At 71.3% G+C, this 24,340-nt stretch carries 24 protein-coding genes and 1 pseudogene; 12 read left to right on the top strand and 13 right to left on the bottom strand.

Translation table 11 applies throughout. The features are described from left to right. Nucleotides 1–88 precede the first annotated feature (88 nt). Complete coding sequence (locus tag SPRI_RS13385; protein ID WP_005312352.1) at nt 89–1,039, bottom strand: anti-sigma factor family protein; 951 nt, start codon at nt 1,037–1,039, stop codon at nt 89–91. Further along, nucleotides 1,036–1,806, bottom strand: coding sequence for an RNA polymerase sigma factor SigE (gene sigE, locus SPRI_RS13390; RefSeq protein WP_182327991.1), 771 nt, complete (start codon nt 1,804–1,806; stop codon nt 1,036–1,038). Before sigE ends, SPRI_RS13385 begins: the two co-directional genes overlap by 4 nt. 106 nt (nt 1,807–1,912) lie before the next feature. On the opposite strand from sigE, the pseudogene SPRI_RS13395 reads away from it, so the two are divergent. Then, a pseudogene (locus SPRI_RS13395) lies at nt 1,913–2,615 on the top strand (O-methyltransferase). Nucleotides 2,616–2,758: 143 nt separating this feature from the next. Here SPRI_RS13395 and SPRI_RS37100 read toward each other — a convergent pair. Continuing rightward, nucleotides 2,759–2,926, bottom strand: a complete 168-nt coding sequence (locus SPRI_RS37100) for a DUF3117 domain-containing protein (RefSeq protein WP_003966491.1) — start codon at nt 2,924–2,926, stop codon at nt 2,759–2,761. A 312-nt stretch (nt 2,927–3,238) separates the two neighbouring features. On the opposite strand from SPRI_RS37100, the gene chcB reads away from it, so the two are divergent. Further along, nucleotides 3,239–4,039, top strand: coding sequence for a 2-cyclohexenylcarbonyl CoA isomerase (gene chcB / locus SPRI_RS13400; RefSeq protein ID WP_053556959.1), 801 nt, complete (start codon nt 3,239–3,241; stop codon nt 4,037–4,039). A gap of 21 nt (nt 4,040–4,060) precedes the next feature. Here chcB and SPRI_RS13405 read toward each other — a convergent pair whose 3' ends face one another. Beyond that, nucleotides 4,061–4,645 (bottom strand): DNA-3-methyladenine glycosylase I, encoded by a 585-nt coding sequence (locus SPRI_RS13405; protein WP_053557738.1) that lies wholly within the window; start codon nt 4,643–4,645, stop codon nt 4,061–4,063. A gap of 5 nt (nt 4,646–4,650) precedes the next feature. Continuing rightward, nucleotides 4,651–5,004, bottom strand: coding sequence for a DivIVA domain-containing protein (locus tag SPRI_RS13410; RefSeq protein WP_005312366.1), 354 nt, complete (start codon nt 5,002–5,004; stop codon nt 4,651–4,653). A 134-nt stretch (nt 5,005–5,138) separates the two neighbouring features. On the opposite strand from SPRI_RS13410, the gene folP reads away from it, so the two are divergent. Continuing rightward, nucleotides 5,139–5,999 carry a dihydropteroate synthase gene (gene folP, locus SPRI_RS13415; protein WP_005312370.1) on the top strand — a complete coding sequence of 287 codons (861 nt, stop codon included), beginning with the start codon at nt 5,139–5,141 and terminating at the stop codon, nt 5,997–5,999. A gap of 139 nt (nt 6,000–6,138) precedes the next feature. On the opposite strand, the gene SPRI_RS13420 is transcribed toward folP, so the two are convergent. After that, nucleotides 6,139–6,888, bottom strand: a complete 750-nt coding sequence (locus SPRI_RS13420; protein ID WP_005312372.1) for an LOG family protein — start codon at nt 6,886–6,888, stop codon at nt 6,139–6,141. Nucleotides 6,889–6,985: 97 nt separating this feature from the next. Further along, nucleotides 6,986–8,065, bottom strand: a complete 1,080-nt coding sequence (gene dapE, locus SPRI_RS13425) for a succinyl-diaminopimelate desuccinylase (protein WP_005312375.1) — start codon at nt 8,063–8,065, stop codon at nt 6,986–6,988. An 83-nt stretch (nt 8,066–8,148) separates the two neighbouring features. Between dapE and SPRI_RS13430 the strand changes: the two genes are divergently transcribed. Both SPRI_RS13430 and SPRI_RS13435 read left to right on the top strand, forming a co-directional pair. Continuing rightward, nucleotides 8,149–9,108 (top strand): hypothetical protein, encoded by a 960-nt coding sequence (locus SPRI_RS13430; protein WP_182327788.1) that lies wholly within the window; start codon nt 8,149–8,151, stop codon nt 9,106–9,108. Nucleotides 9,109–9,403: 295 nt separating this feature from the next. Beyond that, entirely contained in the window at nt 9,404–9,832 is a 429-nt protein-coding gene (locus SPRI_RS13435) for a hypothetical protein (protein WP_053556961.1), read from the top strand. Between the two features lie 73 nt (nt 9,833–9,905). On the opposite strand, the gene SPRI_RS13440 is transcribed toward SPRI_RS13435, so the two are convergent. Together SPRI_RS13440 and fdxA are read right to left on the bottom strand one after the other, a co-directional pair. Continuing rightward, the gene (locus tag SPRI_RS13440; RefSeq protein ID WP_037776328.1) at nt 9,906–11,000 is read right to left on the bottom strand and encodes a bifunctional succinyldiaminopimelate transaminase/glutamate-prephenate aminotransferase; all 1,095 of its coding nucleotides are present in this window, start codon (nt 10,998–11,000) and stop codon (nt 9,906–9,908) included. Between the two features lie 170 nt (nt 11,001–11,170). Further along, nucleotides 11,171–11,491, bottom strand: a complete 321-nt coding sequence (gene fdxA, locus SPRI_RS13445) for a ferredoxin (RefSeq protein ID WP_003985062.1) — start codon at nt 11,489–11,491, stop codon at nt 11,171–11,173. Between the two features lie 114 nt (nt 11,492–11,605). On the opposite strand from fdxA, the gene SPRI_RS13450 reads away from it, so the two are divergent. Further along, a complete protein-coding gene (locus tag SPRI_RS13450; RefSeq protein WP_053556962.1) occupies nt 11,606–12,601 on the top strand; it encodes a GNAT family N-acetyltransferase in 996 nt (331 codons plus the stop codon). 15 nt (nt 12,602–12,616) lie between these two features. Beyond that, the gene (locus SPRI_RS13455) at nt 12,617–13,450 is read left to right on the top strand and encodes a transglutaminase-like domain-containing protein (protein WP_005312403.1); all 834 of its coding nucleotides are present in this window, start codon (nt 12,617–12,619) and stop codon (nt 13,448–13,450) included. Nucleotides 13,451–13,501: 51 nt separating this feature from the next. Here the strand turns inward: SPRI_RS13455 and SPRI_RS13460 are convergent, their stop codons facing one another. After that, entirely contained in the window at nt 13,502–13,867 is a 366-nt protein-coding gene (locus SPRI_RS13460; RefSeq protein WP_005312406.1) for a hypothetical protein, read from the bottom strand. A gap of 279 nt (nt 13,868–14,146) precedes the next feature. On the opposite strand from SPRI_RS13460, the gene SPRI_RS13465 reads away from it, so the two are divergent. From SPRI_RS13465 to SPRI_RS13475, 5 genes are all read left to right on the top strand, one after another. Continuing rightward, nucleotides 14,147–19,060 carry an RHS repeat-associated core domain-containing protein gene (locus SPRI_RS13465; protein ID WP_053556963.1) on the top strand — a complete coding sequence of 1,638 codons (4,914 nt, stop codon included), beginning with the start codon at nt 14,147–14,149 and terminating at the stop codon, nt 19,058–19,060. Beyond that, entirely contained in the window at nt 19,047–19,415 is a 369-nt protein-coding gene (locus SPRI_RS37105) for a DUF6193 family natural product biosynthesis protein (protein ID WP_005312409.1), read from the top strand. Before SPRI_RS13465 ends, SPRI_RS37105 begins: the two co-directional genes overlap by 14 nt. Before the next feature lie 62 nt (nt 19,416–19,477). After that, complete coding sequence (locus tag SPRI_RS39300) at nt 19,478–19,846, top strand: DUF6193 family natural product biosynthesis protein (protein ID WP_259372266.1); 369 nt, start codon at nt 19,478–19,480, stop codon at nt 19,844–19,846. Next, the gene (locus SPRI_RS39740) at nt 19,800–19,988 is read left to right on the top strand and encodes a DUF6193 family natural product biosynthesis protein (RefSeq protein WP_259372232.1); all 189 of its coding nucleotides are present in this window, start codon (nt 19,800–19,802) and stop codon (nt 19,986–19,988) included. The genes SPRI_RS39300 and SPRI_RS39740 overlap by 47 nt, the downstream gene beginning before the upstream one ends. Then, a complete protein-coding gene (locus tag SPRI_RS13475; protein WP_005312412.1) occupies nt 19,985–20,362 on the top strand; it encodes a DUF6193 family natural product biosynthesis protein in 378 nt (125 codons plus the stop codon). Before SPRI_RS39740 ends, SPRI_RS13475 begins: the two co-directional genes overlap by 4 nt. Before the next feature lie 157 nt (nt 20,363–20,519). On the opposite strand, the gene SPRI_RS13480 is transcribed toward SPRI_RS13475, so the two are convergent. From SPRI_RS13480 to mshB, 3 genes are all read right to left on the bottom strand, one after another. Continuing rightward, nucleotides 20,520–22,706, bottom strand: coding sequence for a hypothetical protein (locus SPRI_RS13480; RefSeq protein ID WP_053556964.1), 2,187 nt, complete (start codon nt 22,704–22,706; stop codon nt 20,520–20,522). Nucleotides 22,707–22,940: 234 nt separating this feature from the next. Then, nucleotides 22,941–23,438, bottom strand: coding sequence for a DUF6113 family protein (locus SPRI_RS13485; RefSeq protein ID WP_005312416.1), 498 nt, complete (start codon nt 23,436–23,438; stop codon nt 22,941–22,943). Continuing rightward, nucleotides 23,435–24,322, bottom strand: a complete 888-nt coding sequence (gene mshB / locus SPRI_RS13490; RefSeq protein ID WP_005312419.1) for an N-acetyl-1-D-myo-inositol-2-amino-2-deoxy-alpha-D-glucopyranoside deacetylase — start codon at nt 24,320–24,322, stop codon at nt 23,435–23,437. Before mshB ends, SPRI_RS13485 begins: the two co-directional genes overlap by 4 nt. Nucleotides 24,323–24,340 lie beyond the last annotated feature (18 nt).

Here is a 24,340-nt window from a genome sequence, read left to right on the forward strand (position 1 = left end):
CCCCCGCGGGCACCCGCTGAGATTCAACCAGGTTTGCGAATCGGCGCGCAGGGTCCTGGTCGGGTCCTGCTCAGGTGCCCGGTGCCGGTCAGCGCGAAGGCGGCGGGGCAGGCTGCGACGGGGCAGCCAGATGCCTGGGCACGGGAGTGGCCACAGGCCCGATCGCCGGGGCGGCGGCCAGGTGGAGCGGCGCCGCTGCCGTCGGACGTATCAACGGCGTCGTCGAGGAGGCGTGGGACAGCGGCGAGACACCGAGGTGGCGGTTGAGGTCCTGGCCACCGGGCTCGCCGGGCACTGCGGCGATCACCGGCCCGGAGCCCGGCCTGGTCTGGCCGCTCCCGCCTCGGCGGCGGTCGCCGTCCGTGCTGCGGTACGTGGTCGCACCGCCGCCGGATCCAGGGGTCGTGCTGTTCGCGGCGGTCGTCGGCGACGACGTGCGCAGCGGCGTCACCTTGTTGCCGCCGCCCTGCCCGCGCGCACCGGATTCACCGACGGCGTCGAGCGGTACTGCGCCACCCAGGGCGATGGCGGCGAAGGACACGGCGCTGGCCGCCGCGAAGGCGAACCGCCTGCCGCGCCACGGCGAGCGCTCAGCCTCCGCGCGGCCGACCTCGTGGATCCGGAAGCCGCTGCCGCCACCGGGCAGAACGGCCGCGTGGGCCCCGCCGGGGACGTAGCCGAACGTCTCCGCGCGAGGGTCGCGCGGTCTTCCCGCGGACGGGTTCAGCGCTCCGAACACCCCGCCGGCGGCACGTCCGCCGCCGAAGGGGCCGGGTTCGTCGTCGTCGCCTACGGCGCTCGGACCTGCGGGCAGCCCCTGGAGCCGCGCGAGCAGCCCCTCGGAGAGCGGCGGCGGTGCGGCCTGGGCGAAGACGTTCTTGAGACGACGCTGGGCGTCGGCCTCGGCCTTGCATCTCGGACAGGTGGCCAGGTGCGCGAGGACCCGGTCGCGGGCGTCGTGCTCCAGCTCACCGTCGACGAGTGCGGCCAGCCGGTCCCCCAGATGCTGTTCCGCAGGAGTCGGACCTGTGCCGCTCACGCCGGTCCACCCTCCCCCGCGAGGCCCACGGCGCCCGCCAGCGAGCGCTGCTGCTCCGCACGCGCCTCCGGGGAGCGGTGCTGCAGTGCCTTGCGCAGGTGGGAGCGGCCGCGGTGGATGCGGCTGCGGACGGTGCCGAGCTTCACGCCCAGCGTCGCGGCGATCTCCTCGTACGACAGGCCCTCGATGTCACAGAGCACCACGGCGGCGCGGAACTCGGGCGCGAGGGTGTCCAGCGCGTGCTGGACGTCCGCGTCGAAGTGGCTGTCGTTGAAGACCTGCTGCGGCGACGGCTCCCGGCTGGGCAGACGCTCTGCCGCGTCGTCGCCCAGAGCGTCGAAGCGGATCCGCTGCTTGCGGCGGACCATGTCCAGGAAGAGATTGGTGGTGATCCTGTGGAGCCAGCCCTCGAAGGTGCCGGGCGTGTACGTCGACAGGGAGCGGAAGACGCGGACGAAGACCTCTTGTGTGAGGTCCTCGGCATCGTGCTGGTTACCCGTCAGGCGGTACGCGAGGCGGTAGACCCGTGCGCTGTGCGTGCTGACGATCTCCTCCCACGTGGGAGGAGTCCAGGCCTGCGATTCCGCATCCGATGCGAAGGTCGCCGTGGTGACGGAGTCGGAGGGCGTAGAACGGTCAGCAGTGTTGGTCACGGATTTCGGCTCACCCACCGACCTGAGAAGGCGCCTCAGCACTCCTCCCCGATCCGCAGGTGCAGCCGCACCTCCCCTGTCGGCTCTGGTGGTGTCCAGCGGAGCCCCTACCATAGCCACCTCGCCCGTTAGCTCCGGATAAGAATCTTTACGTGGATTTGGAACCGGCATCCGGGCCCCGCTCCACGCGCTTCCCTCTGCCTCAACAACGACCGGTCCCATCTGCGGGTTCCCGGGCCCAGCGGATACAGTCAGCGTCGCGCCAACTACGGGGACAGGAGAGGGTCATAACCGCCAACCAGCAGACGAGCTGGGCGTTCGCCGACGCCTTTGTCGCCGAGGACGACGCTCTGCGCTGGGCCCGGGACCGGGCCCGGGAGTCAGGGCTGCCCTCGGTGTCCCCGGGCACGGGCGCCGCCCTGCGACTGCTGGCCGCGACCGCCGACGCGAAGGCGGTGGCAGAGATCGGGACGGGGACGGGAGTCTCCGGCATCTACCTGCTGCACGGCATGCGCCCGGACGGCGTCCTGACCACGGTGGACCTCGAGCCGGAACGCCAGCAGTTCGCCCGCGAGGCCTTCCGGGCGGCCGGCTTCGCCGGGAACCGCGCCCGCTTCATCCCCGGCCGTGCGCTCGACGTCCTGCCGCGGCTCGCGGACGGCGGCTACGACCTCGTCTTCTGCGACGGCGACCGCACCGAGTCCCTCGACTACCTCGCTGAATCGTTGCGCCTGCTGAGGCCGGGCGGACTCGTCTGCTTCGAGGGCGTTTTCGCCGACGGCCGTACGGTCGACTCCGCGGCTCAGCCGGCGGAGGTCCTGCGCGTGCGTGAGCTGCTGCGGGCGGTCCGTGAGAGTCATGAACTCCTGCCGACCCTGCTGCCGGTGGGCGACGGTCTCCTCTGCGCGGTCCGCCGCGCCTGAGACGGCGCCGCGCACGGTTCTTCCGGGCTCCGCCCCCGTACCCCTCGCTCCGGACGCCTGCCGGGACCGGGTCCGCCGCATTCCCTGAAAACACACACTGCCCCGGCACGAACCGTGCCGGGGCAGTGGAAAATCAGGGCGCGTCAGCCGACGACCTTCTTCAGGGCGTCACCGAGTGCATCGGCTTCGTCCGGAGTCAGTTCGACGACAAGCCGACCGCCGCCTTCGAGCGGAACGCGCATGACGATGCCCCGCCCCTCCTTTGTCACCTCGAGCGGGCCGTCGCCCGTCCGCGGCTTCATGGCCGCCATGCTCGTTCCCCTTCCTGAAACCAGCTCATCGCAGCCGGCGGCCCCGTGAGAGGTGCTGTGTCACCGGCATCGAACACATTGCTTCCAGGTCATTATCCCGCATGGCGGGACCCAAAGACCAACATCAGTCGGCATCGCTTGCGCAACGCGCTCTCTCAAAACCACTCAATTCGGCGATGTGGCTGCGATACTTCGCCGCCGCTCCCCAGGCGCCCCACGGAGATTGTTTGACGCAGGTCACATGTGCACACCCGATGATCTCCGTCATGCTGGCCTCGACACTGCCGTCAGAACCACCTAAGGGGACCCGCCATGGCCGACTCCGTGCTGTACGACGTGAACGACGGACTCGCGACGATCACGATCAACCGGCCCGAGGCCATGAACGCGATGAACGTCGACGCAAAGGTCGCTCTGCGCGACGCCGTGCAGGCCGCGGCCGCCGACCCGGCGGTGCGCGCGGTGCTGCTGACCGCCACCGGCAAGGCGTTCTGCGTCGGCCAGGACCTCAAGGAGCACGTGTCCCTGCTCGCCGCCGACCGTGAGTCGGGCAGCGGCGGGACCATGAGCACCGTGCGCGAGCACTACAACCCCATCGTCCGGGCGCTGACCGGGATGCAGAAGCCGGTCGTCGCCGGGGTCAACGGCGTGGCCGCCGGCGCCGGCCTCGGCTTCGCGCTGGCCGCCGACTACCGGGTCGTCGCCGACACGGCCAAGTTCACGACGTCGTTCGCGGGCGTGGCCCTCACCGCCGACTCCGGCGTCTCCTGGACGCTGCCCCGCCTGATCGGACAGAGCCGCGCCGCCGACCTGCTGCTCTTCCCCCGCTCGTTCTCGGCGCAGGAGGCGTACGAGTGGGGCATCGCGAACAAGCTCGTCCCCGCGGACGAGCTGGCCGGCCAGGCCGCCGCCGTGGCCCGCGCGCTGGCCGACGGGCCCACGCTCGCCTACGCCGCGCTGAAGGAGTCGATGGCCTACGGCGCGGACCGCTCGCTGAGCGAGGCGCTGGACAAGGAGGAGGAGCTGCAGGCGAAGGCGGGCGCCTCCGAGGACCACGCGATCGCGGTGCAGGCGTTCCTGGCCAAGGAGACCCCCAAGTACCTCGGCCGCTGAGCCGGCCGGACCGCCGTGGCGTCAGCGGCCTCCGCCGCGCGCCACGCAGTCGGCGAGGTGGTCGTCGACGAGTCCGCAGGCCTGCATCAGGGCGTACGCCGTCGTCGGGCCCACGAAGCGCAGCCCGCGCTTCTTGAGCGCCTTGGCCAGAGCGGTGGACTCGTCGGTGACGGCCGGCACGTCGGCGATCGTGCGGGGCGTGGACCGCGTCGCGCCGGGCGCGTACGACCAGATCAGCTCGTCGAGCTCGCCTGCGGGCCACTCGGCGAGCACCTGCGCGTTGGCGAGGGTCGCCCGGATCTTGGCGCGGTTGCGGATGATGCCGGGGTCGGCGAGCAGACGCTCCTCGTCGGCCTCGGTGAACGCGGCCACCGAGGCGATCTTGAAGCCGTCGAAGGCGCTGCGGAAGCCTTCCCTGCGGCGCAGGATCGTGATCCAGGACAGCCCGGACTGGAAGGCCTCCAGGCAGAGCCGTTCGAACAGGGCGTCGTCGCCGTGGACCGGGCGGCCCCACTCCTCGTCGTGGTACGTGACGTAGTCGGCGGTGGACAGCCCCCAGGGGCACCGGAGCCTGCCGTCGGGGCCCGGCACGGCGGCGCCGGTCACCACGGTCACCGGCCCGGCTCCTCGCCCGGCTTGGTGAACATGTCCTGCCTGCTCACCGCGGTGGCCTGGGCCCCGGCGAGCGCGGACTCCAGCTCGGCGATGCGCGCGTCCCGCTCGGCGAGCTCCGCGCCGAGGCGGCCGAGCGCCTCGTCCACGTCCGCCATCCGGTAGCCGCGCAGGCCGACGGGGAGGCGGAGGGCCTCGACATCGGCGCGGCCGACGGGTCGGTCGAGCGGCAGCGGGTCCACCAGTTGCTCCGGAGGGGCCTCCGGCAGCGCCGCGCTGTCACTGCCGCCGACCACCACGAGCGTGACCGCCGCGATGACCACGACCATCGCGATCAGCAAGAACCAGAACACGAGCGACCCTCTCCCCGAACTTCCCGTACGTCCCCGGGGGAACTTACCCGAACGGAAAACCGTCCACTGCTGATCGTGCCACGGGGCACCGACAGCTAGGGTCGCAGGCGAACGATCTGAGGAGGAAACAGCGGATGCTGCGGCTGGGACGGCGCGAGTTCGACGCGCACGAGCCGGTGATCATGGCGATCGTCAACCGGACGCCCGACTCCTTCTACGACCAGGGCGCGACGTTCCGGGACGAGCCCGCCCTGTCCCGCGTGGAGCAGGCGGTGGCCGAGGGCGCCGCCATCATCGACATAGGCGGGGTGAAGGCCGGTCCCGGCGAGGCGGTGTCCGCCGAGGAGGAGGCGCGGCGCACGGTCGGCTTCGTGGCCGAGGTGCGGCGACGTCACCCGGACGTGGTGATCAGTGTCGACACCTGGCGCCACGACGTGGGCGCGGCGGTCTGCGAGGCGGGCGCCGATGTGCTGAACGACGCGTGGGGCGGCGTGGACCCGAAGCTGGCGGAGGTCGCCGCGCGGTACGGGGCGGGCCTGGTGTGCACCCACGCGGGCGGCGCGCAGCCGCGTACGCGGCCGCACCGGGTGGCGTACGACGACGTGATGGCCGACATCCTCCGCGTGACGCTCGCGCTGGCGGAGCGGGCGGTCGGGCTCGGCGTCCGCAGGGACGGGATCATGATCGACCCCGGTCATGACTTCGGCAAGAACACCCGGCACAGCCTGGAGGCGACGCGCCGGCTCGGGGAGATGACGGAGACGGGCTGGCCGGTGCTGGTGTCCTTGTCGAACAAGGACTTCGTCGGGGAGACCCTCGACAAGCCGGTCAAGGAGCGGGTGCTGGGCACCCTGGCGACCACGGCGGTGTCCGCCTGGCTGGGCGCGCAGGTGTACCGGGTGCACGAGGTGGCGGAGACCAGGCAGGTCCTGGACATGGTGGCCTCGATCGCGGGCCACCGGCCGCCCGCGGTGGCGCGCCGCGGTCTGGCCTGAGAACCGGGGCCGGGATCGTCCGGCCCGAGAACCGGAGCCGGGAGAGCCGGAGCCTGCGCGCACGAGACGCCGGGCACCGGGAAGGTCCGGAACATACGCGGCCCGGGCCCCGGACGTCCGGGGCCCGGGCCCTGTCCGGCTACCTGCCCGTCTCCTTGGAGACCATGGCCACCGCCTCCTCCACGTCGTCCGTGACGTGGAAGAGCAGCAGGTCCTTCTCCGACGCCTTGCCCTGAGCGATGACGGTGTCTCGCAGCCAGTCGACCAGACCGCTCCAGTAGTCCGTGCCGAAGAGCACGATCGGGAAGCGCGTCACCTTGCGGGTCTGGACGAGGGTCAGGGCCTCGAAGAGTTCGTCCAGCGTGCCGAGTCCGCCCGGCAGCACGACGAAGCCCTGCGCGTACTTCACGAACATCGTCTTGCGGACGAAGAAGTAGCGGAAGTTCACCCCGATGTCGACGTGCGGGTTGATGCCCTGTTCGAAGGGCAGCTCGATGCCGAGGCCGACCGAGATCCCCTTGGCCTCGCTCGCGCCCTTGTTCGCGGCCTCCATCACGCCCGGACCACCGCCGGTGATCACCGCGAAGCCCGCCTTGGCCAGCGCCCTGCCGAGTTCGACGCCCACCTCGTACTCGGGCGAGCCGGCCGGGGTGCGGGCGGAACCGAAGACGCTGATGGCGCTGGGCAGTTCGGCGAGAGCGCCGAAGCCCTCCACGAACTCGGACTGGATACGCATGACCCGCCACGGGTCGGTGTGCACCCACTGGGAGTCGCCCTCGGTGTCGAGCAGCCGCTGATCGGTGGTGCCCGGCCGGATCTGTTCCCTGCGGCGCAGTACCGGTCCCAGCCGCTGCTCCTCCAGCGCCCGCAATCCCTCGGGGTTGCTCATGACCTGCTCCCTCCGCCGAACATCATCTGCTTTGGCTCAGGGTAGGTCGGCCGACGTTACGAATGGCGAAATCGGGGCGATCCGCCAGGATGCGAGATCAGGAAGTGAGCCATTCACGCAGCCGGTCCTCGCAGTGCGTGATCTTGTCCACGGCCACGTGTTCGTCCCGCTTGTGGGCGAAGAGCGCGTCGCCGGGACCGTAGTTGACCGCGGGCACTCCGAGAGCGCTGAAGCGTGAGACGTCCGTCCAGCCGAACTTGGGCTGCGCGGTGCCGCCCACCGCCTCCATGAACGCGGCGGCGGCCGGGTGCGACAGCCCGGGCAGGGCTCCGCCCGTGTGGTCGTCCACCACGATCTCGCTCACACCGCAGTCGGCGAACACCTCGCGGACGTGCGCCTCGGCCTCGGCCATGCTGCGGTCCGGTGCGTAGCGGTAGTTGACCACCACGGTGCATTCGTCGGGGATGACATTGGTGGCCACTCCGCCCTCGATGCCGACGGCGTTGAGGCCCTCGTGGTACTCCAGTCCGTCGATGACCGGCCGGCGCGGCTCGTACGACGCGAGGCGGGCCAGGATCGGGCCGGCGGCGTGGATGGCGTTGGACCCCATCCAGCTGCGCGCGGAGTGTGCCCGTTCCCCCTTCGTGCGCAGGTGGACCCGGAGCGTCCCCTGGCAGCCGCCCTCGACCTGGGCGTCGGAGGGCTCCAGCAGGATCGCGAAGTCACCGACCAGCCAGTCCGGGTGGGCCTCGGCCACATGCCCCAGCCCGTTGAGGTGTGCGGCGACCTCTTCGTTGTCGTAGAAGACGAAGGTGAGGTCGCGGTTGGGCTCCGGAACGGTGGCGGCGATCCGCAGCTGGACGGCGACGCCCGACTTCATGTCGCTGGTGCCGCAGCCCCACAGGATGCCGTCGTCGTCGAGCCGCGAGGGCACGTTGTCGGCGATCGGGACCGTGTCGATGTGCCCGGCGAGCACCACGCGCTCGGGGTGGCCGAGGCGGGTCCTGGCCACGACGTTGTTCCCGTGCCGGTCGACGGTGAGGTGCGGCAGCTCGCGCAGCGCTTCCTCGATGGCGTCGGCGAGGGGCTTCTCCGCGCCGCTGACCGACGGGAAGTCGACCAGGGCTGCGGTGAGCGCGGGGGCGTCGAGGGTGAGGTCAAGCGCGGTCTCAGGCATGGCTCCGACGATAGGCGGTCGCCGGGATGTGTCGACCGGCACACCCCCCGGGGGCGCTCGGGGGGCTCCAGTACGGTGGGCGGGTGTCCGAGACCGCCTCTCCCGTCCGGCGCGGCCGCCTCTTGCGCTTCGCGGCCGCGTCCCTCGTGCTGCTGGCCCTCATCGGTTACGTCGCGGTGCAGTACGTCACCGGGGGCGGGCCCCCGCGCTGTGTCGTCCGTACGGCCGAGGGCGACGGCCCGTCGTACGAGCTCTCCGCCGAGATGGCGGGGAACGCCGCGACGATCTCCGCGGTGGGCACGACCCGCGGGATGCCGGAACGGGCGGTGACGATCGCGCTGGCGACCGCGCTCCAGGAGTCGGCGCTGCGCAACATCGAGCACGGCGACCGGGACTCCCTCGGCCTGTTCCAGCAGCGCCCTTCGCAGGGATGGGGGACGCCCGAGCAGATCCTGGACCCCGTCTACGCGTCGGGGAAGTTCTACGACGGCCTCGCCGAGGTGCCCGGCTACTCACGGCTGCCGCTCACGGTGGCCGCGCAGCGCGTGCAGCGCAGCGGTTTCCCGCAGGCGTACGCCAAGCACGAGCCGGACGCCGCGCTGCTGGCCGCCGCCCTCACGGGCCGGGCCTCCGCGACCCTGACCTGTGACGTCAAGAGCGGCGGCGGTCCCGGCGACCCGGCACGGGTCAAGGCGGAGCTGACGCGGGCGTTCGGGCCCGAGGTGCTGCCGAAGGGCGGCAGCGGCCGGGGCCGCGCGGGCGACGCGGGTGCGCGTGAGGTGTCCGTCCCGGTACAGGCGACGGTCGGCGCGGCGGAGACGGGCGACGGCGGCACCGGGGCGCACGGCGGCGGGACCGGGCGGGGCGGCGAGCGCGGCTGGGAGCTCGCGCACTGGGCGGTGGCGCGGGCGGACGAACTGCGCATCGAGGAGGTCTCGTACGCGGGCCGGGTGTGGAGCGCCGAGGAGTCGGAAGAGGGCTGGCGCCCGGCGGGCGGCGACGAAAACGGCACGAACGACGTCCGCATTCGCATCGCACGCTAGTTCAGCGACTCGCTCGAACGAGTCAGTCCGTTCACCCGAGCGACACCCCCTTCCGGCCGGCGGAGCACCGTCCGGCGCCGACCTCGATTCCCCTTACGGGCGACGGGAAGTGACGGTTCGGCAGATCGCTTCACCATGCAGCTTTTGACCGTTTTTATCCGAGAACGATAATGCGACGCATTACCAACTCTTTACCTTGGATCACCGCAACTTCTCCCCCGCTCCCCCCGGTTGTCAGGACGTCCGAACGCCGGACACGCAGCATCCCGAACGTCCTTTCGTCCCAAGGAGCATCATGTCCCTCCCCCTGACCCGTCGGATCGCCCGTGCCGCGCTGCTCATCGCGGCGGGAGCAGCTCCCGTGGTCGGTGCGGCCGGCTCCGCAGGCGCCGTTGAACTCCCGCAGGCCCCGGTCGGCGGCCTCTCGGCCCTCGACACGGAGAACGTCGACTCCACGGTCGACGGCGTCTCGAAGGAGACCACCAAGGTCGCCGGCCAGGTCGGCGGCAAGACCGCGGAGAAGGCCGCCCCTGTGGCGACCAAGACCGTCGGCAAGACGGCCAAGACGGCCACGCCGGTCGCCACGAAGGCCGCCGGCGACACCGCCGAGCAGGCGGGCGACCTGGTCGGCGGCACCACCGAGGGCGGCCTGCCGACCGACTCGCTGACCGGCGGCGGCCTGCCCACCGGCACGCTGGGCGGCGGCGGCCTGCCGATCGGCTGACGGCACGGCGCACACATGCGGGAAGGGCCCGGGAGCAGCTGCTCCCGGGCCCTTCCCGTGCATCGGGTCCCGCTCAGCCGAGGCGCTTGACCGCCGCCTCGACCCGCTCGTCGGTCGCGGTGAAGGCCACACGTACGAAACGCTCGCCCGCCTCGCCGTAGAAGTCGCCGGGCGCGACCAGGATGCCCAGACCGGCCAGGTACGCGACGGTGTCCCAGCACGGCTCGTCGCGGGTGGCCCACAGGTAGAGGCTGGCCTCGCTGTGCTCGATCCGGAAGCCGTGCGACTCCAGCGCGGTCCGCAGGGCCGTGCGGCGGGCCGCGTACCTGGCGCGCTGCTCGGTGACGTGCGTGTCGTCGCCGAGCGCGGCGACGGTGGCGGCCTGGACGGGGGCGGGGGTCATCATGCCGCCGTGCTTGCGGATCTTCAGGAGCTCGCCCAGCACGTCCTCGTCGCCCGCGACGAAGGCGGCGCGGTAGCCGGCCAGGTTGGAGCGCTTGGAGAGCGAGTGGACGGCCACCACACCGGCGTACGAGCCGCCGCAGACGTCCGGGTGGAGCACGGAGACCGGCTCCGCCTCCCAGCCCAGCTCGAGGTAGCACTCGTCGCTGAACACCAGCACGTCGTGCTCACGCGCCCAGGCGACGATGCGGGTCAGCTCGTCCTTGTCCAGCACCCGGCCGGTCGGGTTGGAGGGTGAGTTGAGCCAGAGCAGCCGCAGGCCCTCCGGGTCGAGCTCGGTCGGGTCGTCGTAGACCACGGGGGTGGCGCCGCAGAGCCTCGCGCCGACCTCGTACGTGGGGTAGGCGAGACGCGGGTAGGCGACCCGGTCGCCGGCGCCCAGACCCAGCTGCGTCGGCAGCCAGGCCACCAGCTCCTTCGAACCGACGACCGGCAGGACGTTGGTGTGCGCCACGTTCGCGGCGCCGAGCCGGCGCTCGACCCAGGAAACGAGCGCGTCGCGCAGCGCCGGCGTGCCCCAGACCGTGGGGTAGCCCGGCGAGTCGGCGGCCGCCACGAGTGCCTTCCTGATCAGCTCGGGCACGGGGTCGACCGGGGTGCCGACGGAGAGGTCCACGATGCCGTCGGGGTGGGCCGCGGCCGTGGCCTTGTAGGGCTCGAGCTTGTCCCAGGGGAAGACGGGGAGTCGCGAGGAGACTGCGGGCACGGCGGCGCTCACTTTCGGGTACGGCGTCGTTTCGGGCTGTCGGTCAGGGCGTCGGACGGCGGGGCGCGCGGACGTCGGGGGACGACCGGGTGCGTCCGGCGGGGTGCGTCAAACGCCTCGGTCCCGTACGGACGACGAACCGTACGGGACCGGGGACATGCGGACTTCGATCAGCCGTTCTGCGGCGGCAGGGCGGCGATGAAGGGGTGGTCGCGCTCGATCAGGCCGAGCTTGGAGGCGCCACCGGGCGAACCGAGCTCGTCGAAGAACTCGACGTTCGCCTTGTAGTAGTCCTTCCACTCCTCCGGGGTGTCGTCCTCGTAGAAGATGGCCTCGACCGGGCAGACCGGCTCACAAGCACCACAGTCGACGCATTCGTCCGGGTGGATGTACAAGGACCGGGAGCCCTCGTAGATGCAGTCGACGGGGCACTCCTCGATGCACGCCTTGTCCTTGACGTCGACACAAGGCTGCGCGATGACGTAGGTCACGCTGTCGTTCCTCCTCGATAAGGGCTGGCTTGCGCGGGAGCGCGGCGTCGTCGATGCCCGCCTCTAGTATCTCCGTTCTTGGTAACGATCCGAACAGGAGGGGCTCACAGAGCTGTGGAATTCACTGCGGGCGGACGGCTCGAAATCAGGATCAGCCCTGCTGACGTGGGCAAACGCGTCTCGGTGCGGTGCTTGAGCGACGCTGAAGGGCCGGTCGCGAAGTTCACCGACACGGTTGGTGTTCTCACATCATGGACCGACGATGTGCTGGTGATCACACGCCGCACGGGCGAGAGCGTCCGCATCCCGCAGTCCTTGCTGGTCGCGGGCAAGGTCGTGCCCGCGGAGCCCGCGCGGCGCAGGGGCCCCGCGGCCGATTTCCAGGAGCTGGCCAGGGTGACGGCGCGCGCCTGGCAGCCGGTGGAGAGCGAGCGGCTCGGCGACTGGGAGCTGCGGGCGTCGGCGGGCTTCACCCGGCGGGCGAACTCGGTCCTCCCCCTCGGCGATCCGGGCATGCCGCTGGACGACGCGCTGGCGCGGGTGCGGGACTGGTACGCGGCACGCGGTCTTCCGGCGTACGCGCAGACCGCCACAGGCGCCGCCGGCACGCAGGAGGAGCTCTGCGCCGAGCTGGAGGCCCGGGGCTGGCGCGCCGAGGTCTCGGCGCAGGTGCAGGTCGGCGGCCTGGCGGCGGTGGGCGACCTGGACGCGGACGTCTCCCGGGTCACGTTGTCCCGCTCGTTCGACGAGGCGTGGCTGCGGCGCTACCAGCGTTCCGGTGTGCCAGGACCACATGTGCTGAAGGTCCTCGGCAGCGGCCCTTCCGTATGGTTCGCCTCCATACCCGGGGAGGGTCGGAGCCCCGCGGCCATCGGCCGATGTGTGGTCGACGCACGCTGGGCGGGCTTCATGGCGGTGGAGGTGGACCCGGAGTACCGCCGCCAGGGGCTCGCGAAGGCGATCATGGCCGCGCTGGCCCGCCGGGCCCTCGAGGAGGGAGCCTCGGCTGCCTGGCTGCAGGTCGAGTCGGACAATGACGGGGGGCGTGCCCTGTACGCCGGGATGGGCTTCCGGGTCCATCACCACTACCACCACTACCGGGCGATGTAGCCGGGGGCGGAGCTCATGCACCAGAACGACCGGCGGTCCCGCTTCGCGCAGGAGGCCCGCTCACAGCGGCCGGACGTGGCCCTGCTCTGCCTGCTCATCGGCGCGGAGGCCGACCCCTCGCTCGACGAGGCGGGCACGGACGCGGCCCAGATCGAGCTGGACCGCCTGGCCGGGATGCTCCCGTACGGGCTGCGGGACCCGCACGCGTGGGCGGCGGCCGTCGCCGACCTGCTGGGTGGCCGGGAGGGCTTCCACGGCACGGCCGGCGACTACCAGCACCTGGAGTCCTCGCTCCTCCACGAGGTCCTGCGCCGCCGCCGGGGCCTGCCGATCCTGCTCTCGGTCGTCTGGACGGAGGTCGCCCGCCGCGCGGGCGCCCATGTCTACGGAGTCGCCCTTCCGGGCCACTTCGTGGTCGGCTTCGGCGACCCGGAGGACCCGGCAGGGCAGGTCCTGGCCGACCCGTTCGCGGCCGGCCGGGTGCTCTCCGGCACGGAGGCCGACCTGCTCGTCACGAGCGCCGTGGGGACGTCCCTGACCCCGTCCATGCTGACGCCCGCCGATCCGCTCGCGGTGGTCTCCCGCATCCTCAACAACATCCGCGCCTGGGCTGCCCAGCGCCCGGAGCACTCGGCGGTCGCCCTCTGGGCGCTCGACCTCCTTCTCCTGCTCCCCGCCCACCCGGCCCGCCTGCGCTTCGAGCGTGCCCAACTGCTCGTCCAGCGGGGCGACTTCCTGACGGGCGCGGCGGAGATGGACGCGTACGCGGAGGTCGTGGACGCGGTCGAACCGACGGCGGCGGAGGAGATCCGGGGACGGGCACGGGCGGCCAGGGCCATGCTCAACTGAGGCTGTTCCGGGCCCGCCGAAGCCTTCCGGACCGGGTCCGCCCTGCCGGGCCTACCGGAACTCGTGCACGACCTGGATCTCGCCCACGATGTGCGCGTTGAACTCGTCGAGCTCCTCGGCCGGCACCCAGAGCTCGAGGATCGTCCTCCCGCCCGCCTGCTGCACGGGGTACCGCGCGACGAACTCGGACTCGACCTCGAACCGCGTCACGAACCCGGCACCGTCGTGCTTGACGTTCCAGTCCCTGGCGATGCGGATCGCGTAGTCCTCGTTGAGCACGGGATAGAAGATCGGCTGCTCGGGCAGCCTCGGCGGCCACGCCCGCCATCCCGACTTCCGCACCAACTCCAGCTCCTCGGGGCCGGTGGGGCGCCACAGGGTCGTGGTGGGGGTGGTGGCGTGCTGCTGCCTGGTCATGATCAGCTCTCGGGAGTCGGGCGTGCCGGGTGTGAGCCCGGACGATAACCCGCGTACTGCCCGACGGCCACGGTGTTTTTTGCGTCCGCTCGCACCGCGGGCAGGGCGGCTCTCTCGACGCCCGCGCGCCGCCAGGAATCCATGAGTCCCAACTCCACTGTCGGATACCTCACTTGTAGGCCGTCCCGCCGAAACGGCTTTGGGCGCGACGATCACCCGTGAGATCTTTTTCGCACATGCATTCTGCGAACACAGGCTCGCACGGGGGGATTTCGCACTGTGGCTGTAACTGTGCCTGATTGGGCCGACACCCTGCTCGACGTCATCGGCGTCAACTGGCCCAACGTCGACGAGGACGCCTACCGCGACATGGCGGACTCCCTGCGGGAGTTCGCCGAGGACCTCGAGGACGACGGCCATCTCGCGAACCAGCACGTGCAACGTTTGCTGTCCTCCGGCTACGGCGAAGCCATCGACGCGCTGAACGGCCACTGGGGCAAGGTCAAGGACAAGCACATCAAGGACATCGCCGGGGCCGCCCGCACCATCGCGGGCGCCCTGGACAACGCCGCCACGGCGATCGAGGCCATGAAGTACGCCGCCCTCGTCCACCTCGGCGTCCTCGCCGGCAAGGCCGGCATCTCGATGGCCCTCATCCCCGTCACCGGCGGACTGTCCATGCTCCTCGGCGCCGCCGCCATCGCCGCCTGCCAGCAGGCCGTCCGCAAGGTCATCAAGGAATGCATGGAGGAGGTCGTCGCCTACATCGTCTCGGCGATGACCGAACCCGCAGTCGCGGCCCTCGAGAACATGGCCGCCGACCTCGCCATTCAGGTCGCCGCCGACGCGCTGGGTCTGCAGAACGGCGTCGACATGAACCAGGTGGGCCAAGCCGGCAAGGACGGCTTCAAGGAGGGCGTCCAAGGCGCGAAGGACGCGATGCACCTGGCCTCCGCAGGAGGTTCACCAGGCCCCGGACCAGGTGCCGGCAAAGGCGTCCACATCGAGCACTCCGAGCACGACCGCGCCGGCACCAAGCTGAACCTCGTCAGCGTCGGCGTCCACGGCAAGACCGCCGGCAAGCTGACCAAGGCCAGGTCCCATCACGGCCGCACCCGTGGCAAGGACGACATCGCCGGCGCGCTCGACCCGGTGGTCGACAAAGCGATGGAGGCCCTGGGCAAGGCCACGAAAGAGATGGGCGACCACCTCGGCAAGAAGCTGCCGAAGGCTGTCAAGGACATCTCCGACAACCAGAAGAGGACCGACCAGGCAATCAAGGACAGGCTCGCCCGGGAGAACAAGGACGGCGGCGACGGGCGCGACGGCGGGAAGGGGGGCACCCGCCCCGGAGGCGACCGGTCCAAGGACTCCGCCCACACCAAGCCCGACTCGCTCAAGGACGCCAAGGACGATCCGCGCCGCAACGGCATCCCGCTCGACAAGAAGACCTGTGAGAACGACCCGGTGGACGTCGCCACCGGCGAGATGACACTGCCCCAGACGGACCTGTCCCTGCCGGGCGTCCTGCCCCTGGTCCTCCGGCGCACTCACCTCTCCGGATACCGCTTCGGCCAGTGGTTCGGCCGCAGTTGGGCCTCCACCCTGGACGAGCGGATCGAGCTCGACCCGCTCGGCGGCGGCGCGGTCTGGTCGCGCGAGGACGGCTCCCTCCTCGTCTACCCCCGGCTGCCGCTGCCGGACGAACCGGACGGCGTCCTGCCTCTCGAAGGGGCGCGTCTGCCTCTCCTGCACGGCGACGAGGTCAACGGGGAGACCACCTATCGCGTCACCGATCCGCACTCCGGCCTGACGCGCTCGTTCACCGGCAGCCCGTACAACGAGTCGTCCGCGTACTGGCTCAGGGAGATCGAGGACCGCAACCTCAACCGGATCACGTTCACCCGCCGCCGGGACGGCAGCCCCACGGCCGTCACTCATGACGGTGGATACCGGGTCACCCTGGCCGTCGAGGAGGCCCGCGTACGCGAGCTCGCCCTGCGCACACCGGACGGCCCGGTCACCGTCATGCGCTACGGCTACGACGCACGGGGCAACCTCGACGCCGTCATCAACTCCTCCGGCCGGCCGCTCCGCTTCACCTACGACGCCGACGCCAGAATCACCTCCTGGACCGACCGGAACGACTCCACCTTCCGGTACGTCTACGACAGCGCCGGCCGGGTCGTCCGCACGATCGGCCCGGACGGATACCTGTCCTCCACGTTCGTCCACGACGTCCACGGCGAGACGGGCGCCCCGATCACCCGGTACACGAATTCGGTCGGCGCGACGAAGGTCTTCCACTTCAACGACCACCTGCAGGTCGTCGCGGAGACCGACCCCCTGGGGAACACGACTCACCAGACCTTCGACCGGTACGACCGCCTCCTCTCCCGCACCGACGCCCTCGGCCGGACCACCGCCTACACCTACGACGACCGCGGCAACCTCACCCGTGTCGACCACCCGGACGGCACCGCGGCCACCGTCGAGTACAACGAGCTGAACCAGCTCGCATCCGTCACCGGCCCGGACGGTTCCACATCGCGGCAGGAGTACGACGAGCGCGGCAACCCGACCCTCTTCACACGCCCGAACGGGTCGACGACCCGCCTTACCCATGGGCCGCGCGGCCAGCTCACCGGGGTCGACGACTCCCTGGGCGCACTTGACCGGGTGCACTGCGACGCTGCCGGTCTCCCGCTGGCGGTCCGCGGCCCGCTCGGCGCGGTCACCCGCTACACGCGGGACGCCTTCGGGCGGGCGACCAGGATCACCGATCCGCAGGGCCGCACCACCGAGCTGGAGTGGACCGTCGAGGGCAAGCTCGCTCGTCGGACCGACCCGGACGGCGCGCAGCAGTCGTGGACCTACGACGGCGAGGGCAACTGCCTTGTCCACACGGACGCTGTGGGCGGCGAGACCCGCTTCGAGTACACCCACTTCGACCTGGTCGCCGCCCGCACCGCACCGGACGGCGCGCGCCACGAGTTCGCTCATGACACAGAGCTGCGCCTCGCTGCCGTGACCGACCCGCAGGGCCTCACCTGGAGCTACGAGTACGACTCGGCGGGGCGCCTCACCTCCGAGACGGACTTCGACGGCCGCACCCTCACGTACGCCCACGATGCGATGGGCCGCCTGTCCGCCCGTACGAACGGCCTCGGGCAGACGGTCCGCTACGAGCGCGACTCGGCGGGCCGCGTGATCACGAAAGACGCGGACGGTGCGGTCACCCGCTTCACCTACGACATCCACGGTCACCTCGCCAGTGCCGTGAGCCCGGACGTCCAACTGTCCTTCGTACGCGACAGCTCGGGCCGGATCCTCCGCGAGATCTGCAACGGCCGGGAACTCGCCAACGTCTACGACGAGACCGGCCGCCGCCTCCGCCGCACCACCCCCTCCGGAGCGGTCAGCACCTGGTCCTTCCCCGCGGACCTCCACGCCGAGCTGAACGCCTCGGGCCACCCAGTGGTCTTCGAGTTCGACGAGTCGGGCAGGGAGAGCACCCGCCGCATCGGCGACACACTGGCCATCGAGCACGCCTACGACGCCGGCGGCCGCCTGACCGACCAGCGCGTCCGGGGTGCCGGTGACCGGACTCTCCAGCACCGCACCTACACGTACCGCGCGGACGGCCACCTCACCTCGGTCGACGACCAGCTCGGCGGCCGACGGCGGTTGGAACTGACCCGCGAAGGCCGGGTCACGGGCGTCACCGCCGAGAACTGGAGCGAGCGGTACGCCTACGACGAGGCCGGCAACCAGACGACAGCGTCCTCCCCGGGCGGCGGTGACACCGACGGCCCACGCGAGTACGTCGGTACCCGCATCACCCGTGCGGGCAGGGTCCGCTACGAACACGACGCGCAGGGCCGGGTCGTCCTGCGCCAGAAGGCCCGTCTCTCGCGCAAGCCGGACACCTGGCACTACGGCTGGGACGCCGAGGACCACCTGGTCTCCGTCACCACACCGGACGGGACGCGCTGGCGCTACGTGTACGACGCGCTGGGCCGCCGGATCGCGAAGCAACGCCTGTCGGCAGACGCGACGACGGTCGCCGAGGAGGTGACCTTCACGTGGGACGGCGACACCCTGTGCGAACAGACCACCTCACTGACCGGCTCCGCCGACTCCGTCGCCCTGACCTGGGACCACGACGGCGTGAAGCCGGTCACCCAGGTGGAACGCCGACTCCTCGACCGGTCGGAGGTCGACCGTCGCTTCTTCGCGATCGTCACGGACCTGGTCGGGACGCCGCGCGAACTCGTCGACGAGCAGGGCAAGGTGGCCTGGCGCACCCGGGCGACCCTGTGGGGTACGACGACGTGGAACCGCAGCGCCACCGCGTACACACCGCTGCGCTTCCCCGGCCAGTACTTCGACCCCGAGTCGGGCCTCCACTACAACCGCCACCGCCACTACGACCCCGAGTCGGGCCGCTACCTCTCCCCGGACCCCCTGGGCCTGGTCCCGGCCCCGAACGCGGTCACGTACGTCGACAACCCGACGCGGTGGATCGACCCGCTGGGCTTGGCGGGTTGCCCGCACCGCAACGGCGAGCACAGGCACAGCGTGGTGCTGGGCGTCGATATGGAACCCCACCGGCAATCGGAGTCCTTGGCCAGATATCTGCGAAACGATCCCTCCTATCCGAACCACGATCCAAATCGGCCTCAGGATCCAGGAGCACACACCTACAACGGCAATGCCTACTCGGGTGAGGAAGCAGGTGGGCCGATATGGATGACCAACGTCATGGCCGCCGTCGGAGACCGCAACACAACCCTGTCCATCACCTTGGACGGCATGCCGAACAGCGAGGGCAGAGTCGGAAACTGGAGCACCCCGGCAGATATCGTGGATGCGTTCCAGGCGGCGGCACAGCATGGCGCCCAGTTCAACACCTCTCATGAGGACAACTATCCTCGACGTGGCTCCGGAACGGCCTGGGAAATGAGCGAGGTCGCTTACGCGGTGCGCAACTACGACGGGGCTGCCGCTTGGGGAGACCCTGACAGTGAACGGCCCGGCCGTCCTTGGGAAGAAATCCACTGGTACACCCGCGACGAGGAGAACGGCGGATACAAGGAGATCAAGGTCCCCAAACCTGATATCCCAGAGATCCAGCCGGACCTCTCGAAACTACCGAAGCATCTGAGGGACGCACTGAATGGCGAATCATGAAATGTCGGACGCCGCAGAACTTGTTGAAGCAGAGTGGAACCGGATTCTGGGCTACGGCCCGGATCGCATCGACCCTCTGGTTGCTCGCACCGCGTACACGCACCCCGCTCTGCGAGAACTCTTCCCGATGGTAAGCCACGGGATCCTCTACTTGAGTCGCTGCACGCAATATCCCTGGACCCACGATGTCGCCACCGCTTTTCCCCAAGCGGCCGGTGGTTACCGCGTGCGCCGGCAATCAGACAACACTCTCCTCGGCGCGGTCGAGACCGTGGAGGAGGCTTACGAGTTGATCGCCGCCAACCTCCCGGAGGGGTGCGGCCCGGCCGTCGACGGCACTCCGGACGACCTTTGACCGCGAACGTCAGGGCCGCGTCCGCAGAGACGCGCCGAGTGCCACGGATGAGCTTGTTCCGCATGGGCGGACACCTGTCGGTGTGTGGTCAGGCCGCGAGGGGCGCGGCCCGGCCATCGCCGGCACAGCAGGAGTGCTGTGACGCGACGGAGTTCCTCGGCGAGGCGGACACCCTCGGGAGGCGTTCGCGCTCGTCGTGGCGTACCTGCGCGACGGGTGCGGCCCTGCCTGAGATCGTTGCCAGACAATGGCGGTATCTCCTGGAAGGGAATCAGGACCTGATCGACACGGAAACCGTCCGGGCGGCCTATGCGCAGCCGCGACTGAGACAGCTTTTCCCCGATGGTCAGCCACGGAGTGATGTACTTCAGCCGGTGCACCGGAATGCCGGCCGCGCATGTCGGCGGCCAGGTCTATCCGAGGGGCGCTGACGGGCGGTTCTGGGTTCGAGGACCCATGGGCATAGGCGCCGTGGGCAGGGCGGAAACCCTGGAGGAAGCATTCGCACTGGTCGCGGCCAATCTCCCGGAGCGGTGTGGCCCGGCCATACTTGGCACAGTGGGGGACGTATGACGCACGGGAACGAAGCCGAGGAGGCCGCTCGGGTCGTGTCCGCGCAGTGGCAGCAGGTCCTCGCGTACGACTCGTACACGGTCGATCCCGCCATGCCCCGCGCCGCGTTCGCACACCCTCGCCTGCGGGAGCTGTATCCGGTGGTCAGCCACGGTGCCCTCTACCTCAACCGGTGCACAGGCTTCCCCACACCGGGAGACGTGGGCGCACTGTTCCGCCGGGCTGGAGGAGGGTTCATCGTCATCCGGCACTCCGACGGAGCCGTCCTCGGTGAGCCCGATACCGTCGAGGAAGCTGTCGAACTGATTGTGAGGAACCTGCCCGACGGGTGCGGCCCTGCCGTCATCGGCACGGCGGACGACGTCCCTGGCTGAACTCGCAGGGCCGGACCGCGGTGGTGCAGGTGGCCGAGGCGGGCGAAGAAGACGCCGCGGAGGGCCGGCCGCCCGTCGTCGCTCTCGACGTGAGCCACGGGCGAAACGACGTGGCCCCTCGCCCGGACCGGGCGAGGGGCCACGTCGGTGAAGCGACTCAGCTCGGGTCGAGCTCGATGACCGCGGTGCGCTCCGCCGGGGTCTTGCCGCGCAGCGCCGGGCCCATCGCCTGGGCCACGTCGTCCGCGGAGACCTCGTGCTTCTTGCCGTCACCCTTGGTGATCATGATGCCGTCGAAGACGCCCTCGAGCAGCTGCTCGATCGCCTTCTTGTCGTAGACCTCGACGAGCCTGCCGTCGATCGGCTTCATGGAGAGGATCTTCGGCAGCGACTTCGCGGGGCCGAACTGGATCGACTTGCCGCCCGCCTTGATCGTGATCAGACCGGACATCGCGGGCTCCGCGAACTCCTTCATCGCCCGGTCCAGCTCGGCCTGGGTGATGGTCGGCTGCCGGGTGGCGACCGGGAGTTCGACCAGGTCCGGCTGTCCGGTCTGCACCTGGGCGCGGTACGCGTCCTTGACCGAGATCATGGAGCGGCCGACGTCCAGCGTCTCCCCGGGCTTCCCGGGCACGGCGACGGCCTTGTTGGGCTCGAAGCGGATCGTGCCGTCGCTGGAGGACCCCGCGGTGCCCGCGAGGTCGGCGAGGGCGACGCTCAGCTTCTCCTCGTCCACGACGATCACCGGCTCTGCGACCCGCTCGCCGCCGAAGAGCGAGCCGATGACGGAGACCGGGTTGTAGTCGCTGCCCGCGGCCGCGCGGACGGTGGCCTGGCTGTCCAGGGACAGGCCGGCCTTGTCGGGGTGCAGCTCGGCCTTCTTGCCGCCCACGGAGAGCTGCAGCGGCGCCTTGGCGCGCTCGCCCAGCGTGGCGTCCAGCTTGTTGACGGCCTCGTCCCTGGTGCCGCCGCCGATGTCGACGCCGAGGACCGTGGTGCTCTTGGGCACGTCGGAGTGGTTCAGCAGCAGCCCGGCGCCGTACGCGATGCCCAGCAGGCCGACCACGCCGGCACCGACGAGCACCAGCTTGGAGCGGCCCTTCTTGGCCGGCGCGGGCCGGGGCGCGGGCCGGGCAGCCGGCTCGGCCGAGGGGCCGGGCACGACGGGACCGCCGGAGCCGCCCGGGCCGGCCGGGAACTCCGGCACGGAGAAGTCGCCGTCACCGGCCTGCGGGCCGGGCCGGGAAAGGATCGGGTTGGGACCCGTCCCGGGACCCGTCTGCAGTCCGCCCGGCGGCGGGAAGGGCGAGCGGTGTCCGCCGCCAGGGACCACCGGGATGCCGCTGGTGAGCGTGTCACCGGAGACATGGCCGTGACCGCCGTCGCCCTCGGGCGCCGGCTTCTGCGGGGTGAGCACCGCCGTGTCGTCGGACATCCGGGGCGTGTTGATGCCGGGCACCGGGGCGCCGGGGCGCTGACCGAGCGGCATGCTGCCGGTGACCGGGCCGGACGTGGGGCCCATGGGGCCGCCGTCGCGGTCCGGCGCGCCGGGCGGACGGACGCCCAGCGGGGGCGTGTTACGGCCGGGGGCGAAGCCGTTGCCCTGGCCGGGCGCACCGGGACCGCCGCCGGACGCGCCGGGGCGGGGGGCCGAGGGGCCGGAGGGCGCGCCGGGGGCTCCGGCCTGCTCCGCGAGGGCCGCCAGGCCCGAACGCGGGGCCGAACCGGCACCGCCCGCTCCGGACGCACCCGCACCGCCGTTGCCGGCGGGGCCGCCCGGCGCGGGAGGGCCGGCCGGCGAAGTCGGCGCGGCCGCGCCCGGCGTCGGCGTACCGGCCGCGGGTGTCGCGCCCGCGGCGGGCTTGCGCGGCGCGAACCAGTCGCTGGTGGCGGGCTTCTCCTCGGTCGCAGGTCCCGCGGGACCTGCCGTCTCGCGGGCCGCTCCGGGGCGCGGTGTGCTGCCCGTGCGCTCGCTCTCCCGCTCTGCGGTACCGGCGCCGCCGGAACCGCCCGGCGCACCTGGCCCGCCGGACGCACGGGAGCCGGCCGACGTGCCGGAACCGCCGGAGGCGGGCCTGGCGTCGACGTCGCTCATCGGCGTACGCATGACGACCGGCGGGATCGGCCGGGAACCCGGGATGTTGATCCGGATGCGCGTGGTCAGCGTCGTCTCGGTCCTGGGCTCTTCCGGCTGCTGCTCGGGGGCCTCCGCGGCCTCGTCCGGAGCGTCCTGCGGGTGCAGCGACGGATACTGGCGCGATCCGTACGGCGGTGTCCCGGAGGGGTACGCGGCTCCACCGCGCCCCTGGGGGCCGGAGGACGAACTGTCAGTTTCACGACTCAAAGCAGGTTCTCCCGGTTGGCTTCGCCGCCCGTTTCTTACTGGATAGCTACTGCTGCGGGCGGCTCGGCGGCGCGCACCACCATACTGGCCGCCGCCGACGAACACCCCGGGACTGTGGGAAGCGGCCTTCGGCCGACCGTACGGGCATGGTCAGTTCGACGGCTTCCCACTCCGTGGGTCGACCCACCCTAGGGGGCCGGTCGCACCGGGTGCTTGCTGGGGTCCTGCGTTGTTCTATCCGCCAAGTCGGCCCGGGCCGCCGCCCGGTTGCGACGCCCGCGACATGGTGGCACACATCACAGCGACCGCCATGCCGCCGAGCATGAAGACGAGGGGCCCGATCCCGGCGCCGAACATGGCGTCCCCTTCGGGCCGTCCGGTGCTCAGCAGGACGATCGCCGCGAGCCAGCCCACGGCGGAGCAGGCGACGCCGAGCTGGGAGCCCGTCACCCGCAGCGAGCCGATGAACAGGCCGGCGGAGGCCAGCAGTGCCAGCACCAACCCGCCCGGCATCCATGCCGCTTGGACGAGTGAGCCGGCCGTGCCGACGATCGCCCCGAGGATCACCAGGGCGAGGTACGCCACCAGGCGGCCGGGCTTCGGGGCCTTCGGGGGACGGGTGATCCAGGACCCGGGCGCGCTCCCGCCGCCGCCTGCGCCGCTCCCGCCGGCGGCGCTGCTGCCGGTCCCCCCGCCGGCACGGCCGGCACCGGCACGACTGCGGCCGCTCATGACGAAACCCCCGCGAAGAGGTCGTGCTCCCGCTCGCCGGGCTCCGCGCCCGATTCCCCGGCCACCAACTGGTAGTACTCGGTGGTGAAGAGAGGTTGCCCCAGTTCGTTGGAGAGTGCGAAGAATGGTCCGTCCACCGCGATCTGGGTGGCGTGCGCCCTCATCGCGGCCGCCTTGCGGTCCGCGTAGGCGGTGCCGTCGATCTCGGCCGTGATCTCCGAGTCGTCCACGACACCGGGGATGTCACCGATCTCGGCGACACCGGGGAAGTCCGCTTCACAGGCGCGCAGCCGGGCGAAGCCCTCCTCCGCGACCGAGCGCGGGACGCGGTTCCAGTAGATCTTGGCGATCGCGTGGGGCGCTCCGAGGTCCGGCCGGAAGCCGGGCTCGGCGGCGAGAGTCGCGGCGCGCATCGCCACGCGGTGGGTCTGGATGTGGTCGGGGTGCCCGTATCCCCCGTCGGGGTCGTACGTCACCAGCACCTGCGGACGCACCGAACGGACGACCTCGACGAGATGCGCGGCCGCCTCGTCCACGTCCGCGCTCCAGAACGCCCCCTCGCGGTGGTTCTGCTCGAGCCCCATCATCCCGGAGTCCCGGAAGCGCCCCTGGCCGCCGAGGAAGCGGTGGTCGGTGACACCGAGCTCCTTCATCGCCGCGGCCAGCTCCCCGGCCCGGTAGGGCCCGAGCCGGTCCTCCCGGTCCGGCGCGAGATGGGCGAGATCGGCCGGAATGACCTCGCCCTCCTCTCCGAGGGTGCAGGTCACCAGGGTGACCTGGGCGCCGGCCGCCGCGTACAGGGCCATGGTGGCGCCGTTGTTGATCGACTCGTCGTCCGGATGCGCGTGTACGAGGAGCAGACGGCGGTCGGGGAGATCCTTCATGAAGGACACCCTAGAACG

Origin of the sequence: Streptomyces pristinaespiralis (assembly GCF_001278075.1) — a bacterium.
GTDB classification, from domain to species: domain Bacteria; phylum Actinomycetota; class Actinomycetes; order Streptomycetales; family Streptomycetaceae; genus Streptomyces; species Streptomyces pristinaespiralis.